General features: G+C 59.7%; 10 protein-coding genes and 1 tRNA gene. 9 read left to right on the top strand and 2 right to left on the bottom strand.

Going from position 1 to position 16,511, the window contains the following annotated elements:
* Positions 1 to 329: 329 nt before the first annotated feature.
* From IEV53_RS10020 to IEV53_RS10010, 3 genes are read left to right on the top strand one after another with little or no spacing between them, the layout of a single operon-like run.
* Positions 330 to 3,494: an efflux RND transporter permease subunit gene (locus IEV53_RS10020; RefSeq protein WP_188426654.1), complete on the top strand. Its 3,165-nt coding sequence runs from the start codon at positions 330 to 332 to the stop codon at positions 3,492 to 3,494.
* The gene (locus IEV53_RS10015) at positions 3,494 to 4,675 is read left to right on the top strand and encodes an efflux RND transporter periplasmic adaptor subunit (RefSeq protein WP_188426653.1); all 1,182 of its coding nucleotides are present in this window, start codon (positions 3,494 to 3,496) and stop codon (positions 4,673 to 4,675) included. Before IEV53_RS10020 ends, IEV53_RS10015 begins: the two co-directional genes overlap by 1 nt.
* Positions 4,672 to 6,291: an efflux transporter outer membrane subunit gene (locus IEV53_RS10010; protein ID WP_188426652.1), complete on the top strand. Its 1,620-nt coding sequence runs from the start codon at positions 4,672 to 4,674 to the stop codon at positions 6,289 to 6,291. Before IEV53_RS10015 ends, IEV53_RS10010 begins: the two co-directional genes overlap by 4 nt.
* 88 nt (positions 6,292 to 6,379) lie before the next feature.
* Here IEV53_RS10010 and IEV53_RS10005 read toward each other — a convergent pair whose 3' ends face one another.
* Both IEV53_RS10005 and uvrA read right to left on the bottom strand, forming a co-directional pair.
* Complete coding sequence (locus IEV53_RS10005) at positions 6,380 to 7,324, bottom strand: 2-hydroxyacid dehydrogenase (RefSeq protein WP_188426651.1); 945 nt, start codon at positions 7,322 to 7,324, stop codon at positions 6,380 to 6,382.
* Positions 7,321 to 10,254, bottom strand: coding sequence for an excinuclease ABC subunit UvrA (gene uvrA / locus IEV53_RS10000; protein WP_188426650.1), 2,934 nt, complete (start codon positions 10,252 to 10,254; stop codon positions 7,321 to 7,323). Before uvrA ends, IEV53_RS10005 begins: the two co-directional genes overlap by 4 nt.
* 173 nt (positions 10,255 to 10,427) lie before the next feature.
* Here uvrA and ssb point away from each other — a divergent pair, with 173 nt between their 5' ends.
* The 6 genes from ssb (at position 10,428) to IEV53_RS09970 (ending at position 16,499) form a co-directional block, all read left to right on the top strand.
* A complete protein-coding gene (gene ssb, locus IEV53_RS09995; RefSeq protein WP_188426649.1) occupies positions 10,428 to 10,976 on the top strand; it encodes a single-stranded DNA-binding protein in 549 nt (182 codons plus the stop codon).
* 118 nt (positions 10,977 to 11,094) lie between these two features.
* Positions 11,095 to 13,884 carry a DNA gyrase subunit A gene (gene gyrA / locus IEV53_RS09990; RefSeq protein ID WP_371869865.1) on the top strand — a complete coding sequence of 930 codons (2,790 nt, stop codon included), beginning with the start codon at positions 11,095 to 11,097 and terminating at the stop codon, positions 13,882 to 13,884.
* Positions 13,868 to 14,395: a pantetheine-phosphate adenylyltransferase gene (coaD, locus tag IEV53_RS09985; RefSeq protein ID WP_188426647.1), complete on the top strand. Its 528-nt coding sequence runs from the start codon at positions 13,868 to 13,870 to the stop codon at positions 14,393 to 14,395. The genes gyrA and coaD overlap by 17 nt, the downstream gene beginning before the upstream one ends.
* Positions 14,396 to 14,440: 45 nt before the next feature.
* Complete coding sequence (locus IEV53_RS09980) at positions 14,441 to 14,914, top strand: peptidylprolyl isomerase (protein ID WP_188426646.1); 474 nt, start codon at positions 14,441 to 14,443, stop codon at positions 14,912 to 14,914.
* A gap of 99 nt (positions 14,915 to 15,013) precedes the next feature.
* Positions 15,014 to 15,089: transfer RNA gene (locus tag IEV53_RS09975), tRNA-Lys, on the top strand.
* A 522-nt stretch (positions 15,090 to 15,611) separates the two neighbouring features.
* Positions 15,612 to 16,499, top strand: a complete 888-nt coding sequence (locus IEV53_RS09970; RefSeq protein WP_188426645.1) for an SDH family Clp fold serine proteinase — start codon at positions 15,612 to 15,614, stop codon at positions 16,497 to 16,499.
* Positions 16,500 to 16,511: the final 12 nt, after the last annotated feature.

The raw sequence follows: 16,511 nt of genomic DNA, 5'->3' as shown, positions 1-16,511 counted from the left end.
AGCTTCAACCGACCAGCTGCACCTTGAAGTCCACCCGACTTCTGGACGATTAACCATTTATTAATGGCATTGAGCCATAATGTCAAGAATAGATTATGGCGAATTGCCATAGACCATGATTTCCGACGCGCTTGTCACGAGTTTGTAAAACAACATTTATGCGACATTTTATGTCTGCGTCTCTACGATCCGAAGATGAGTGATCTGGATAAGTAATGGACAGCATAAACCCGCTGATTTCATTTTCTTAATATTAATTCAGATTAATGAAACAGAACAAACTGCCGTAAGGCATCTTCCCTTCGCACGAGAAGAGAGCGCATGAGTTCATGAACGCCATCGTCGTAACTGCCCTAAGGCGGCCCCTGACCTTCGTCGTCTTTTCGATCCTGATTCTGATGTTCGGGATCATGTCGATCTTCAAGACGCCGACCGACGTTTTCCCCGAAATCAAGGTGCCTGTCGTTTCGGTCATCTGGACCTATCCGGGGCTGCTCCCGAATGAGTTCGCCGGACGAATCACCTATAATTTCGAGCTGGCCGTCACGACGACGGTCCAGAACATCGAGCATATGGAATCGAATTCCTATTACGGGCGTTCGATCGTCAACATCTACTTCCAGCCCGGCACGCCTGTCGGCACGGCTGAGGCAGAAGTGACGGCTATTTCCCAGACGATTCTCCTCGGCCTGCCTCCCAAGGTTCCGGCCCCGATGATCGTGGCGCTCGACCCGTCCCAGGTTCCTGTCATCGCGCTCCAGATCACGTCCGAAAAGCAGACGCCGTCTGACCTCTTCAAGCTCGGCGTCATTCGCGTGCGTCCTCTTCTCGCCACCGTTCCCGGTGCTGTTGTCGCCCATCCCTATGGCGGCATGGACAGCTTCGTGATGGTGTCTCTCAACCAGGAGCAGCTGCGCGCGCATCATCTCTCCGCGGCTGACGTTCAGGCGGCCCTTACCGCCCAGAACATCGTCCTGCCGGCCGGCGATCAGAAGATCGACGCCATGGACTGGATGGTTCAGACCAACGCCGCACCGGAATCGATGGAAGACATCGCCAATATCCCGGTCAAGCGCGTCGGCAATGCCGTCATTTATATCCGTGATGTCGCTGACGTATATCGCGGCGGCCATCCGCAGACCAACCTCGTTCTCGTCAAGGGCCGTCAGGCCGTTGAGATGATCACCCAGAAGGGCGGCACCGCCTCCACTCTGGACGTGGTCTCTGCGACCAAGGCCCTGCTTCCCCGCCTGCGCGCCATCCTGCCGCCTGACGTCAAGGTCTCGATCCTTGCCGATGCCTCGGTCATGGTGAAAGAGCAGATCATGGACGTGGTCCGTGAAATGATCACAGCCTCCTTCCTCACCGGCATCGTGGTCCTGCTCTTCCTCGGCTCATGGCGCTCGACGGTCATCATCGCGACCTCGATTCCCCTTGCCATTCTCTGCTCCATCATCGGGCTGGGCTGGGCCGGGCAATCCATCAACATCATGACCCTAGGCGGTCTCGCCCTTGCGGTCGGCATCCTAGTTGATGACGCCACCGTCATGATCGAGAACATCGATACCCATCTCGAAATGGGCAAGGATCTCGAACTCGCCATCATCGATGCCGCCAACCAGATCGTGATCCCGACCTTCGTCTCGACCACCTGCATCTGCATCGTCTGGCTGCCGCTTTTCGAGCTGTCAGGTGTTGCCGGTTACCTGTTCATGCCGATGGCACTCGCCATCATCTTCGCCATGATCGCGTCGTTCATCCTGTCGCGTACCCTGGTCCCGACCATGGCCAAGTTCCTGCTGGCCGGTCAGGTGCATCATGCTCATGGGCATGACGATCACGCTCCGGCTCCGAAGGGTTTCTTCGGTCGCTTCCAGCGCGGGTTTGAACATCGCTTCAACAACTTCCGCGAAGGCTACAATACCCTGTTGACGCGCTGCGTCGCCCGTCGCGGTGCCTTCGTGGGCGTGTTCATGGTCATCTCCATCGCCTCGATGGGCCTCTACAGCGTTGCTGGCCGCGACTTCTTCCCCGAAGTGAAATCCGGCACGTTGCAGATGCACATGCGTGCGCCGCTTGGTACCCGCATCGAAGTGGCTGGCCGCATTGCCGCCCTGGTCGATGACCGCATCAACCAGCTTCTGCCGGGCAAGGTCGAAAACATCATCTCGAATTGCGGCCTGCCCGAAGGCCCTCATAACCAGGCCTTCATCCCGACCCCGACAGTCGGCACGCAGGATTGCGACCTGACGATTGCCCTGAAGAATGAGGAATCCCCTGTCTGGGATTATCGCGCCCTGCTCCGCAAGGATCTCTCACAGCGCTTCCCCGGTACGGTCTTCACCTTCCAGCCCGCCGACCTGACCGACAAGATTCTGAATTTCGGCTCGGCTGCGCCCATCGACATCCAGCTTTCCGGCCCGAGCGTTGACGACAACTACAACTATGCCAGGCATCTGATCGGCAAGATCCGCCAGATCCCGGGAACGGCTGACGTCGTCATCCAGCAGACCATGTCCACACCAACCCTCATGGTCAACGGCAACCGTACCTTCAGCCAGGCCACCGGCCTCAGCGAAAACGATCTGGCAACCAACGAACTGCTCACCCTCGCCGGTTCAGGCGTCGTCGATCCCCAGTTCTGGCTCGATCCTGTCGATAACGTCACCTTCCCGCTCAACGTCTACACGTCTCAGGACCAGCTGACGCATCTGAACGACCTGCTGACGGTTCCCATCGATAAGGGTGACGGCAATCCCAACGACCAGACACAGCTTCTGGGCGCTATTGCCGATGTCGTTCCCACGGGCACGCCGGGCGAGGTCTCGCATTACAACTCGATGTCCGAGATCGACATCTACGTGAACGTCGAAGGCACCGATCTCGGCGCCGTCCTCGACGAGGTCAACAAGACCATCGCCAATGACGCCTCCAACCTGCCGCGTACGACCGCTGTCGATGTGCATGGTCAGGCCACCACGATGCATGGTGCCTATGTCCAGCTGGTCTTCGGCCTCTGCGTTTCCGTGGTGCTGATCTATCTGCTGATCGTCGTGAACTTCCAGTCCTGGCTGGATCCGTTCATCATCATCACCGCCCTTCCCGGCGCGCTGGGTGGCATTGCCTGGGCCCTCTTCCTGACCGGCACCCGCCTCTCGGTCCCGGCTCTTACCGGCGCCATCATGTGCATGGGCACGGCAACAGCCAACTCCATCCTGGTTGTCTCCTTCGCCCGTGAACGTCTCGAGGTGCATGGCGACGCGCTGCGCGCTGCCATCGAGGCCGGCTATGGCCGTATCCGTCCGGTTCTCATGACGGCGCTCGCCATGATCGTCGGTATGATCCCGATGGCAACGTCCAACTCGACCAATGCGCCACTGGGCCGCGCCGTCATCGGCGGGCTGATCGTCGCCACCATTTCTACCCTGCTCTTCGTTCCCTGCGTCTACGCGATCCTGCACAACCGCTCTGCCCGCCAGAAGGAAATCGTCTAATGGCCACCTCCCCCAAGATCATCGCCATTGCGGGAGGATGCGTCCTCGCGCTCTGGGTCGGCGCTCTCGTCGTCGGTCGCGTTCACCATAGCAGCGCCCTGGCTACCGAGACCTCGGCCAACGCCATTCCGAACGTGGCCGTGCTCAACCCCATCCAGTCGCCAGACAAGGTCGCCCTCACCCTGCCCGGCAATATCGACGCCTGGTATCAGGCTCCGATCTATCCGCAGGTCTCGGGCTACGTGAAGATGTGGTTCAAGGATTACGGCGCCCATGTGAAGGCAGGCGACGCGCTGGCGGAAATCAACGCTCCCGCACTCGACGCGCAATATGCACAGGCCCAGGCCGATCTGAACGCCGTTCTCGCCAAGTACCATCTCGCCGCGGTGACAGCAGAACGCTGGCGCGCCATGGGCCAGTCGCAGTCGGTTTCCGGTCAGTCGGTTTCGGTCTCGAATGCCAACGAGCAATCAGCCAAGGCTGAAGTCGACGCGGCACAACGCAATGTCGACCATTTTGCAGCCCTTGAGAAATTCAAGACCATCGTGGCCCCGTTCGACGGCATCGTGACCTCGCGCAGCATCAATGTGGGCGATTACGTCCATGACGGCGGCGGCAATCTCAACAGCACCGGCAGCGCCTCCGAGCTCTTTACGGTCGCCGATGTCCACAAGCTGCGTCTCTTTGTCTCCGTGCCAGAAGTCTTCTCCTATATTCTGCAACCCGACGTCACTGCCGATGTCAGCGTGCCCCAGTTCAAGGAAAAGAAGTTCCATGCGAGCTTCCTGACCACGGCGCGCGGTTACGACCCGAACACGCGCACGGTGACATCGGAATTCACCATGGAAAATCCGAACGAGGTTCTGTGGCCGGGTACCTTCGCCTCGGTTCAGCTCAAGGCGCATAACGAGACGGCCCATCTCTACGAGGTCCCGACCTCGGCACTCGTCTTCGAGGAAAAGGGCATGCAGGTCGTAGTCGTTAATGACGACAACACGGTTCATTACAAGAAGGTCGTCGTTGGACGCATGGCCGACACCTCGACCGAGATCCAGGCCGGAATCTCGCCCAAGGACCGCATTATTGCCAACCCGCCAGCCGATCTGCTCGAAGGCGACAAGGTCAACGTCACCCAGCCAGAGCGCGGCTACAACCAGTCCGGATTCGGGGCTTCGGAATGAGCACACATCGCTTCAAGAAACTGGCTCTGGCCTGCGGCACGGTTCTGACAGCCTTCGGTCTGTCAGCCTGTGACCTCGCGCCAACCTACAAGCCGCCCACCTTCGTCGTGCCAGCCAACTGGCACGGTCAGGGCCCCTTCGCGACGGCTACTCCCGCCGATACCACCCTGCCGACCGACTGGTGGAAACTGCTCAACGATCCGCTCCTGAACGAGATGGAAGCCACGCTGACAAAGGCCAATCCGGATCTGCAGGCAGCGGCTGAACGCTTCATCCAGGCCCGCGCCCTTGTGGTACAGGCCCGCTCCGAACTTCTGCCCCATCTGGCCATGGGCGCGGGGGCGTTCGACAACAAGCAGTCATCCGACCGCCTGTTCCGTTACAAGGGCAATATCACCGAGACTGATGAGGAATATCACGGCCTCGCCTCCTGGGAGCCCGATTTCTGGTCGGCCATACGCAACCATGTCCGCGCGCAAAAGCAGTTTGCGCAGGAAAAAGCGGCTGATTTCGCCATGTCGCGCCTCAGTCTGCAGGCCGAACTGGCATCAGACTACGTCCAACTGCGCGGTTATGACGCCCAGATCGCCATCTATAACCAGTCGATCGGCTATTATCAGAAGGCACTGCAGATCACGCAGAACCAGCTGGAGCATCAGGCAGCGCCACGTCTCGACGTCGCCCGCGCCCAGGCTCAGCTTTATTCGACTCAGGCCGCCGAGCTTGATGTGCAGGCAGCGCGTGAGGTCACCGAGCATGCCCTCGCCATCCTGACCAATGCCTCGCCATCCTCCTTCCATATCGCCCCCACGCAGGTCATGGGCTTCAACCAGCCGAGCGTTCCCGCTGGCGTGCCGTCAGAGCTGCTCCAGCGCCGTCCTGACGTCGCCAGCGCCGAGCGCGAGATGGCCCAGGCCAATCGCGAAATCGGTATCGCGCGCGCGGCCTTCTACCCGCATGTCTCGCTTCAGGCTGGCGGCGGCTTCGCCCAGAACGGTTTCGATCTCGCCAATCTGGCCAATTCGCTCTGGTCCTATGGCGCCTCGTTCGAGCTGCCCATCTTCGAGGGCGGGCTGAGACGCGCCGAACTGCAGCATGCTTGGTCGGCCTATCGCGAGACGCGCGACACCTATCGCAGCAAGGTGCTCGACTCGTTCCGCGAAGTTGAGGACGGTCTCTCCCGTACCAACCGCCTCGACCAGGAGAACCATGCCCTCAAGAAGGCCGTGGATGCTACCCTGGCCACCCAGAACATGACAATGACGCTCTATCAGGGCGGCGTAGGCACCTATCTCGAGGCCATCTTCGCTCAGGTGCAGACACTCGACACCCGCATCCATCAGATCGAGGTCGCCACACGTCTCTATCAGGCTGATATCGGGCTGATCCGCGCCCTTGGCGGCGGATGGAATGTGAAGCTTCTGCCCACCATGGACCAGGCGCTTTCCATCACCCCACTGCAATACGACGATCTGCATCATCCGCAGCCCGTCGGTGGCGTCGATATTTCCCAGCATCCCGAGGCGTTTGAAAACCTCTCCAGCGCTGCCCCGTCGGCTCCGGCCGCTGCAACAGGCAAGACGCTTCGCCCGATCTACGATCAGGCCGAACACTGATCAGGGTTTCCCGCCCTTGTAGAGCCAGAACGGCTCTCACAAGGGCGGGGAAAGACCTGTCTATTCTCCCACCGGGAACATCAAACCGTCAGTACCCAAGCTCACGATTGACGGCCTCAGGTATCCGACCGTGATCGAAAAACTCCTGGATATTCCCGGCTGCCAGAAGTGACGCAGTCCCTGTCTGGGTCGGGGCCGTGATATGCGGCAGGATGGTCACCCTGGGGTTCGCCCAGAGCGGATCATCCTTCTTGAGGGGCTCCCGCTCGAACACATCGAGTACCGCATGGTCAAGATGGCCCCGGTCAAGCGCCCGTATCAATGCGGCCTGATCGACAATCGGCCCTCTGGCAAAATTCAGCAGGGCCGCACCCTCCTGCATCTGCCCCAGCCGCCAGTCGTCCAGCAACCCCCGTGTCTGGGGCGTCAGAGGCAGCAGAACGACCACGATGCTGCTTTTGCGCAGTATGGTCTCCAGCCCGGACGGCCCGTACATCATCGGAATATCGGCTTTCGTCCAGGGCGTTCGGGTCCACCCCGTCACAGGAAAGCCATTCGCCTGCAACCTCTGGGCCGCAACCCGTCCCAGATTGCCCATACCCAATATGCCAACCGGGCGATCCTCAGGCATGAGAAGCTTGTGCTGCAGCCAGCGCTTCGCCTCCTGCTGCTCCCGATAAACCGGCATGTCACGATGAATATAAAGCGTCCATGCCAACACCGCTTCAGACATCGTCTGGGCCAGCTGGGGGTCGGTCATCCTGACAATACGCACCGCGTTATGCGGCATCTCCTCAACCAGGCGCTCAACGCCGGCCCAGAGGCTCTGCACCCATTCAAGCATGGGCAGATCGCGCAGATCTTCCGGGTCGGGATTGGCCACTACCGCCATGCGCGCCGTGCGCCGCTCCCCGTCGGTCAGATCCTCGAAAGGAATTACCCTGATATTGTTGAGCGCCGCATTGATCGCATCAAGGCTTTCCTGACGCTCTCTGGGGGTAATCCGCCCGCAGAAGGGAACAACAATCGTCATGAAGCACGCACCTTTCGACGGGCCACTGTAGTGGCCTTCTTCTTTTTGACAGGTGTTACGACCGGGCTGGATCGTGCAGGCAGCAGCGGCGCCAGAAACCGCCCTGTATGGCTCTCGGGCGTTGCCGCGATGACCTCAGGCGGCCCTTCCGCCACAATCCTGCCCCCACCGTCGCCGCCTTCCGGTCCGATATCAATCAGCCAATCCGCCGTTTTGATCACATCCAGATTATGCTCGATCACAAGAACGGTATTACCCTGATCGACAAGCGCGTGCAGCACATCGAGCAGCTTGCGAACGTCTTCGGTATGAAGCCCGGTTGTCGGTTCATCCAGGATATAAAGCGTTCGCCCTGTCGCCCGCTTTGCCAGTTCCTTCGACAGTTTGACGCGCTGCGCCTCACCGCCCGAGAGGGTCGTCGCCTGCTGCCCGAGCGTGACATAGCCAAGACCCACCTGCTGCAGTATCGCCAGCCTGTCACGAATACGCGGTACGGCGTGGAAGAAAGGCAGCGCCTCATCGACCGTCATTGCCAGCACATCGGCAATCGACTTGCCGCGGAATTTCACATCGAGCGTCTCGCGATTATAGCGCTGCCCCTTGCAGGTATCGCAGGTCACGAAAACATCGGGCAGAAAATGCATCTCGATCTTGAGAACGCCATCGCCCTGGCAGGCCTCGCAGCGACCGCCCTTGACGTTGAATGAGAACCGGCCCGGCTTGTAGCCGCGCGCCTTGGCCTCTGGCAGCTCTGCGAACCAGTCGCGTATCGGTGTGAAGAGATCCGTATAGGTCGCGGGGTTCGAACGCGGGGTGCGCCCGATCGGCGACTGATCGATATCAATGATCTTGTCGAGATGCTCCACACCCTCAAGCGCCCGATAAGGCAGGGGAGACTGGCTTGAGCCCATCAGCTCGCGCGACAGCGCCTTGTAGAGCGTGTCGACCACAAGGGTGGATTTGCCACCACCGGACACACCCGTCACCGCCACGAAACACCCGAGCGGGATACGTGCCGTCACGTCATGAAGGTTGTTACCCGTGGCCCCGACAACGCTGAGCATACGCTTTTCATCGTAGGGACGCCTCTTCTCCGGCACGGGCACCATCCGCCTGCCCGAGAGATAATCGCCCGTGATACTGGCCGTGTTTTTCGCGACCTCATCCGGCGTGCCGCTTGCCACCACCGTGCCACCAAGCGCACCGGCTCCGGGGCCCATATCGATCAGCCAGTCAGCAGCCCTGATTGCATCCTCGTCATGCTCGACAACGATTACCGTATTACCGAGCTTCTTGAGACGGTCGAGCGTGCCCAGAAGCCGCTCGTTGTCGCGCTGGTGCAATCCGATAGAGGGCTCATCCAGCACGTAGAGCACCCCGGTCAGCCCCGAGCCAATCTGGCTTGCCAGGCGAATACGCTGGCTCTCTCCGCCCGAAAGCGTGGCAGATCCGCGTGACAGCGTCAGGTAGTCGAGACCGACATCATCCAGAAAGCGCAATCGATCCAGAATCTCGCGCAGAATACGACGCGCAATCTCGGCCCGCTGTGACGTCAGGGAAGCCTCAACCCCACCAAACCAGTCAAGCGCCCGGCGAATGGTCAGATCGGAGGCCTGAGCCACATTAAGATGGTTCACCCGTACGCAAAGCGCCTCAGGTCGCAGTCGCGCCCCGTGACAGGCATGACACGGCACATCGGACTGATAGCGCGACATCTCTTCACGCACCCACATGCTGTCCGTCTCTGCCAGACGGCGCTGCAGATTGCGCATCACCCCTTCAAAAGGCTTGCTCAGCTCATAGGCGCGCTTGCCATCCTTATAGGTGAACAGAACAGAGTCCTCGCCCCCTTCCAGAAGAACCTTGCGGAACCCCTCGCCGAGGTTTTTCCAGGGCGTCGTCATCTTCTCCCTGAAGTGACGCGCCAGCGCCTCAAGCGTCTGGTCATACCAAGGCGTCTTGGCATCCCGCCAGGGCGCGATTGCTCCCTCTGCCAGAGACAGCGTCTCATCCGGCACGACCAGACGCGCATCGAAATGCGTTTCCGTCCCGATGCCGTCACAGACCGGACAGGCACCCATCGGAGCATTGAACGAAAACAGACGCGGCTCGATTTCCTCAAGCGTAAACCCGCTGACAGGACACGCAAATTTGGCAGAGAAGACCATATGCTCGATTGTGGCCTTCTCTCCCTCGCGCAGCACAGGCTCGGCATAGGCCACGCCATCCGCCAGACCCAGCGCCGTCTCGAAACTATCTGCCAGTCGCGTCTCGATTCCAGCCTTCACCACAACACGATCGACAACCACTTCGACCGTATGACGCAGCTTGCGGTTGAGATGAGGCGCCTCGGCAATTTCGTAGGTCTCGCCATCAACCTTGACCCGCGTGAAGCCCTTGCGCTGAAGCTCTGCAAGCTCCTTTCGATACTCTCCCTTGCGATCACGAATCACCGGTGCAAGCAGCAGCAGGCGCGTGCCTTCAGGCAGCGCCATCACCCGGTCCACCATCTGGCTGACCGTCTGCGCCTCGATCGGCAGTCCGGTTGCCGGTGAATAGGGAACACCCGCACGCGCCCAGAGCAGGCGCATGTAATCATGAATCTCGGTAATGGTCCCCACAGTCGAGCGCGGATTTTTCGAGGTGGTTTTCTGCTCGATCGAAATGGCCGGTGAGAGGCCCTCGATCGAATCCACATCCGGCTTGCCCATCAGTTCCAGAAACTGGCGCGCATAAGCCGACAGGCTCTCGACATAACGCCTCTGCCCCTCGGCATAGATCGTATCGAAAGCCAGGGAGGATTTGCCGGAGCCCGAAAGCCCCGTGATGACCGTCAGCTGGTCCCTGGGAATATCGGCGTCGATATTCTTCAGATTGTGCACACGGGCGCCGCGCACACGAATGGACTGGTTGTACGGCAGATCAGACATCAGCACCACGCGAGGAAGAATCGAAAGGGGGGTCGGAAAACGAGAACGTTTCGAGACCCATGTAAGATTGCTGCTCGCAGGATTAAAGTCGAGCGTCGTTCGGTCACAGGCGTGACGGCAGCGTTCTGCTGGGCTAAGATGGTCTATATTTTCAGGATGTAGGGTCGGTCGCCATGGCAGGAAGTGTGAACAAGGTCATTCTCGTGGGTAATCTGGGTCGCGACCCGGAAACACGGAATGCCCAGTCTGGCTCCAAGATCGTCAACCTGACCATTGCCACATCCGAAAGCTGGAACGACCGCGCCTCTGGCGAGCGCAAGGAGCGCACCGAGTGGCATCGCGTCGTGATTTTCAACGAACGTCTGGCCGATGTCGCCGAACGCTTCCTGCGCAAGGGCCGCAAGGTCTATGTCGAAGGCCAGCTCCAGACACGCAAATGGACTGATCAGTCCGGCCAGGAGCGCTACACCACCGAAATCGTTCTGGATCGCTTCCGCGGCGAGCTCACCCTGCTCGACAACAACCGCGATGGCGATTCCGGTGGCGGCATGGGTGGCGGTGGCGGCTACGAAAGCGGCCCGTCGCGCTCCTATGGCGGCGGCAATTCGCCTGCGCGCAATAATGGCGGCATGAACCAGCAGCCCGCTCGCAATGGTGGCGGCAACAACGGCGGCGGCTGGGACGCACCGGGTGGTGATCTGGACGACGAGATCCCGTTCTGATCGCGTAAGCCTGACCGCCCCGCCCTGACCTCAAAGACAACAAGACGGACCTGCCTTGACCGACCTGACGCCGCCCGCCGCCCCGACTGACCAGATCCCGGTGACCATTGAGGAGGAAATGCGCTCCTCCTATCTCGCCTATGCCATGTCGGTCATTGTGTCGCGTGCGCTGCCGGATGTGCGTGACGGTCTCAAACCGGTCCATCGCCGCATTCTCTACGCCATGCGTGAGAGCGGCTTTACCTCCGACAAGCCCTATCGCAAATCGGCCCGCGCGGTCGGTGATGTCATGGGTAAATACCATCCCCATGGCGACAGCTCGATCTATGACGCCATGGTGCGTATGGCCCAGTCCTGGTCCATGCGCGTCCGTCTCATCGACGGTCAGGGCAATTTTGGCTCGGTTGACGGCGATAGTCCGGCCGCCATGCGTTACACAGAAGCGCGCCTGGCCAAATCGGCGTCCTTCCTGCTCGACGATATCGACCGCGACACGGTCGATTTCCAGCCGAACTACGACGAAAGCGAGAGCGAACCCAAGGTTCTGCCGGCCGCCTTCCCCAATCTGCTGGTCAATGGCGCCTCCGGCATCGCCGTCGGCATGGCAACCAATATCCCGACGCATAACCCCGGCGAAGTCATCGACGCAACGCTTGCCCTGATTGAAAATCCGGAAGCCACGCTCGACGATCTGATGAAGATCATCCCCGGCCCTGACTTCCCGACGGGCGGCATCATCATGGGTCGCCGCGGCATCCGCCAGGCTTTTGAGACGGGTCGTGGCTCCGTGCCGATGCGCGCCCGCGCCGAAATCGAGGATATCCGCAAGGACCGTCAGGCGATTGTCGTCACCGAAATCCCGTATCAGGTGAACAAGGCAACGCTGCAGGAAAAGATCGCCGATCTCGTTCGCGCCAAGGAAATCGAGGGTATTTCCGACATCCGCGACGAAAGCGATCGCTCCGGCATGCGTATCGTGATCGAGCTCAAGCGCGACGCGACCCCCGAGGTGGTGCTGAACCAGCTTTACCGCTTCACCCAGCTTCAGACCTCGTTCAGCGTCAACTGCCTCGCGCTCGATGACGGCAAGCCCCGTACAATGGGCCTCAAGGACGTTCTGGAAGCCTTCATCCGCTTCCGCGAAGACGTCATTCTGCGCCGCTCGCGCTTTGATCTGAACAAGGTGCGTGACCGTGGCCATCTGCTGGTCGGCCTCGTCATCGCCGTGGCCAATATCGATGAGGTCATCGCGCTTATCCGCAGTGCCCCCGATGCCGCCACTGCGCGTGAATCGCTCATGGCCCGCGCCTGGAATGCTGCCGATGTGCAGCCGCTCATCGAACTGATCCATGACGAGGGCAATGTCATCGTCGATGGCAAGGTGCACCTCACCGAGGTTCAGGCACGCGGCATTCTCGAACTGCGCCTGCAGCGCCTGACCGGTCTGGAGCGCGACAAGATCCAGGGCGAACTGAGCGAGGTCGCCACCAAGATCAACGAATTGCTCGACATCATCGGCAGCCATATCCGCCGTATGGAAGTGATGCGTCACGAGCTGCTTCTGGCCCGTGCCGAAATCGCCACGCCGCGCATGACCGAAATTTCGGATGCGCTGGGCGACCAGTCGGATGAAAGCCTGATCGAGCCCGGCCAGATGGTCGTCACCATCACCCGTGACGGCTTCATCAAGCGCACTCCGCTCGAGATCTTCCGCGCCCAGAACCGCGGCGGTCGCGGTCGTACGGCAGCAGGGCGTCGCGGCGATGATGTCATCGTCAACAGCTTCAATGCCCATACCCATCAATGGGTCATGTTCTTCTCTTCGGGCGGCAAGGCCTATCGTGAGAAGATCTGGCGCCTGCCAGAGGCCTCTCCCACGGCCAAGGGGCGCGCCCTCGTCAATCTCCTGCCCGATCTGGGCACAGATTCCATCACGGCCATTCTCGCCCTCCCGCAGGAAGAGGAGCAGTGGGAAGATCTGCACCTCGTCTTCGCAACGGCCAGCGGCAATGTCCGACGCAATCGCCTGAGTGATTTCAAGAATATCCGAGCTTCAGGCCTGATCGCCATGAAGCTCGATGAAGGCGATAGCCTCGTGGGTGTTGCCACCTGCCGCGAAGGTCAGGACGTTTTCCTGGCCACACGCAAGGCCCGCTCCATCCGCTTCCAGATCACCGATGACACGCTGCGCGTCTTCGCCGGGCGCGACAGTTCGGGCGTACGCGGCATCCGTCTCGCTACAGGCGACGAAGTCAATTCGCTCTGCATCCTCAACCATGTCGATGCCAGCGTCGAGGAACGCTCTGCCTATCTGCGCGCAGCCAACGCCAGGCGCCGCGCAGAAGCTGCTGCAAACGCCGCAGGCACAGAGGAAGAAATCGAAGAGATCGCCTCTGACGATGCCGATGAGGCCATCGATGCCGGCGATCTGACGCAGGAGCGTTTCGACGAGCTCGCCGCTCAGGAAGAAATCCTGCTCACCGTTACCGATGCCGGCTTCGGGCGCCGCTCGTCAGCGTATGAATATCGCGTCAGCGGTCGCGGCGGTCAGGGTATTGCCAATATGACGCTAACCAACCCGAAGCGCGGTCGTGAGGTTGTTGCGACCCTCCCCACCCTCGACGGCACTGACGTGATGATGGTCACCGATGTCGGTCGCCTGATCCGCGTTCCCGTCTCGCAGGTGCGCGTCATGGCCCGTCAGGCCAGCGGCGTCACCCTGTTCCGCGTCGGCGCAGAAGAACGCGTGACCAGCATCTTCCCCGTCGCAGAATCGGAAGGCACGGAAGCAGACGACGCCGAAACGTCGCTCGAGGAATCGGATGCCGCTGTTTCCGGCGCACAGGAGACGGCCTCTTCGGAAACGCCCTCTTCCGGCGACTCAACACCGGATGACAGTGCAAACTGACGCCTCCCTGAGCCGCGAACGTGTCGGGTTCTATCCCGGCACGTTCGATCCGTTCACCCTGGGCCATCTCGATATAGCCCGCCGCGCATTGGGCATCCTCGACCGTCTCGTGATTGGGGTCGCCCTCAACCCCCGCAAGGCCCCGCGCATCGCCATAGACGAGCGTTGCGCCGCCATCACCGAGACCTTTGCACTTGCAGGCCTCGCTCAGGTCAGCGTTGCCCCGTTCGAAACCCTCATGGTCGAGGCAGCTCGCGCCCATGGTGCGCGCTTCATCGTCAGGGGGCTGCGTTCGGAGTCGGACCTGACCAGCGAAATGCCCATGGCAGCCGTCAATCGCACGCTTGCTCCCGAACTCGAAACCCTGTTTCTCACAGCGCGTGAAGAGCACCGCCTGATCTCTTCAAGTCTCGTGCGCGAACTCCTTGCCTATGGGGGCGATATAGCCCCCTATCTGCCGGAGAATATCACCCGGCGTCTCTTGCCCAACGCGGCAGAGAAGCCGACATAGGCCGCGTAGCCTTTCAGGGCTCCGCCAACACAAGGATAGAAGTCAATGTCCGAAACCAATAACCGCCTCGTCATGAAGCTCAAGACCGGTGACGTCGTGATCGAACTGCGTCCCGATATCGCCCCGCTTGCAGCCGAACGCCTGCGCACCCTTTCCGAGCAGGGCTTTTATGACGGCGTGAAGTTTCATCGTGTCATCGAAGGCTTCATGGCACAGGGCGGCGACCCGACCGGCACCGGTTCGGGCGGCAGCGATCTGCCCGATCTGAAGGCCGAATTCACGCGTGAAGCCAAGTTCGAGCGCGGCACGCTGGGCATGGCCCGCACGATGAACCCGAACTCGGCCAACAGCCAGTTCTTCATCATGTTCCAGCCCACCCCCTCGCTGGATGGCCAGTACACCATCGCCGGTCAGGTCGTTTCCGGCATGGAGCATATCGACCAGATCAAGCGTGGCGCAGGGTCGTCGGGCATGGTGAAAGACCCCGACACCATCATCTCCATGCGTCCCGAAGCCTGATCCCAGGCATCACGGCCTTAAAAGCCGCATGAAAACCGGCTGAACCTGATTCAGTCGGTTGACGGCTTCTGGCGCATATTGTAGCCAGACGCCTCATGTGAACCGGTAGCTCAGCCGGTAGAGCATTCGACTTTTAATCGAATGGTCGTGGGTTCGAGTCCCACCCGGTTCACCACTCTCCCCAAAAAACCGCAGAAAACCGCCATTTTGGGACGGTGTTTTACATTTGTCCGGCTTTGCTTTCCACTTCGATCATCGCCGTAGTTGAGCAATTAGGTAGTTCCTTGTTGAATTCCACCCAAGAGTTATCCACAGGATTTACCCGGAAAAAACCGTTTGTCGCATATTTTCAATACCTATTTTTTCATTTGCCTCTTATATCGGTGATACGAACGCGAGCGGCATAAACTCAAATACCGCTTTTCAGGGCCAAATTTTTCAAATCCGGCCTGTTCAGATGTAACCATTCTATCATTCGGTTCGTTTGCGCGTTCGAGGGCACGAAGGAGCAAACCTATGTTCAACCGCCATGACTATTCAGCTATCGCTTCAATTGATTTGTGCGATGTTCTGAAGCCTAAAGCCCCGGGGCGTCAGGTTGACACCACGGTGCAGGAGCAACCCCGCGAGCGAAAGCCAGATTACGAAGCCATGCGTCGTCTTGCGAGCGGCGATGATTTGAGGCAGCATTTGCTCCATGATGACCGAAAGCCCAGCCGCCAATTCAGATTCGGGTGATACACCCCTGAAACCTTTGTCGTTTCCAAGGGGGACTGCGCTACCTGCGCAGTCCCCCTTGTTTTGGGTGGGACAAAAAAACCGATATCTGCGGCAGCTCTTGATTGGCGACATTGAGCAGATCACGAAGCGCAGATTGATCGTCTATTTTGCAAACCGCTACTCGGCTGAGCCTGAGATAGCGCCACCTGACCTAGCCTACATGCAAGAGATACTAGGCAATGTTCGCGGCCAGCCGGTTGATCTTTTCCTAGAGACGGTTGGAGGGCAAACCGATGCGACAGAAGGCATCCTTTCTCTGCTGGAAAACTCGGTCAACGATCTTCGGGTAATTGTGGCGAACGCAGCTAAAAGCAACGGCACACTCCTCGCTTTGAGCGCTAAATCTATAGTAATGGGGGCTACGTCTGAGCTAGGCCCTATCGAACCATCATTGAATGGGATTCCTTGCTCCGTTCTAAGCGATCCTCAGATCGCTCATACGAACTTTCCACTGCACAAGCTCGGACTATACGCGCTCGCTCAGACGAAGACTCTTGCTAAGAAGCTTCTTCAGAGTGGAATGATGCGCTCACACGAGCTTGTGAAAGTCGAGCAGGCAATCGAAGCACTAGCCAGTCGCAACACCTTCCCGGCTCATGGATCCGTCGTCTCTCACAAGGAAGCTTCAGAGCTAGGCCTTGTCGTCGAGTACCTCCCGCCGGAAAACGATCTTTGGCAGCGGATTTGGCTGCTCTACTGCATGTACGATCATGACAGCAGGAGCGATCACCTCAGCAAAATTTATGAGACACGCCAATGTAGCCTTTCAGTCGCATCCTCTTCGGCGACAAGTTCTCCCCCTTGAGGGCGCACCCTT

The organism is Asaia siamensis (genome assembly GCF_014635085.1).
GTDB lineage: Bacteria > Pseudomonadota > Alphaproteobacteria > Acetobacterales > Acetobacteraceae > Asaia > Asaia siamensis.
Note: the sequence above shows the minus strand (reverse complement) of the source record. Positions and strands in the feature narration are given on the sequence as shown.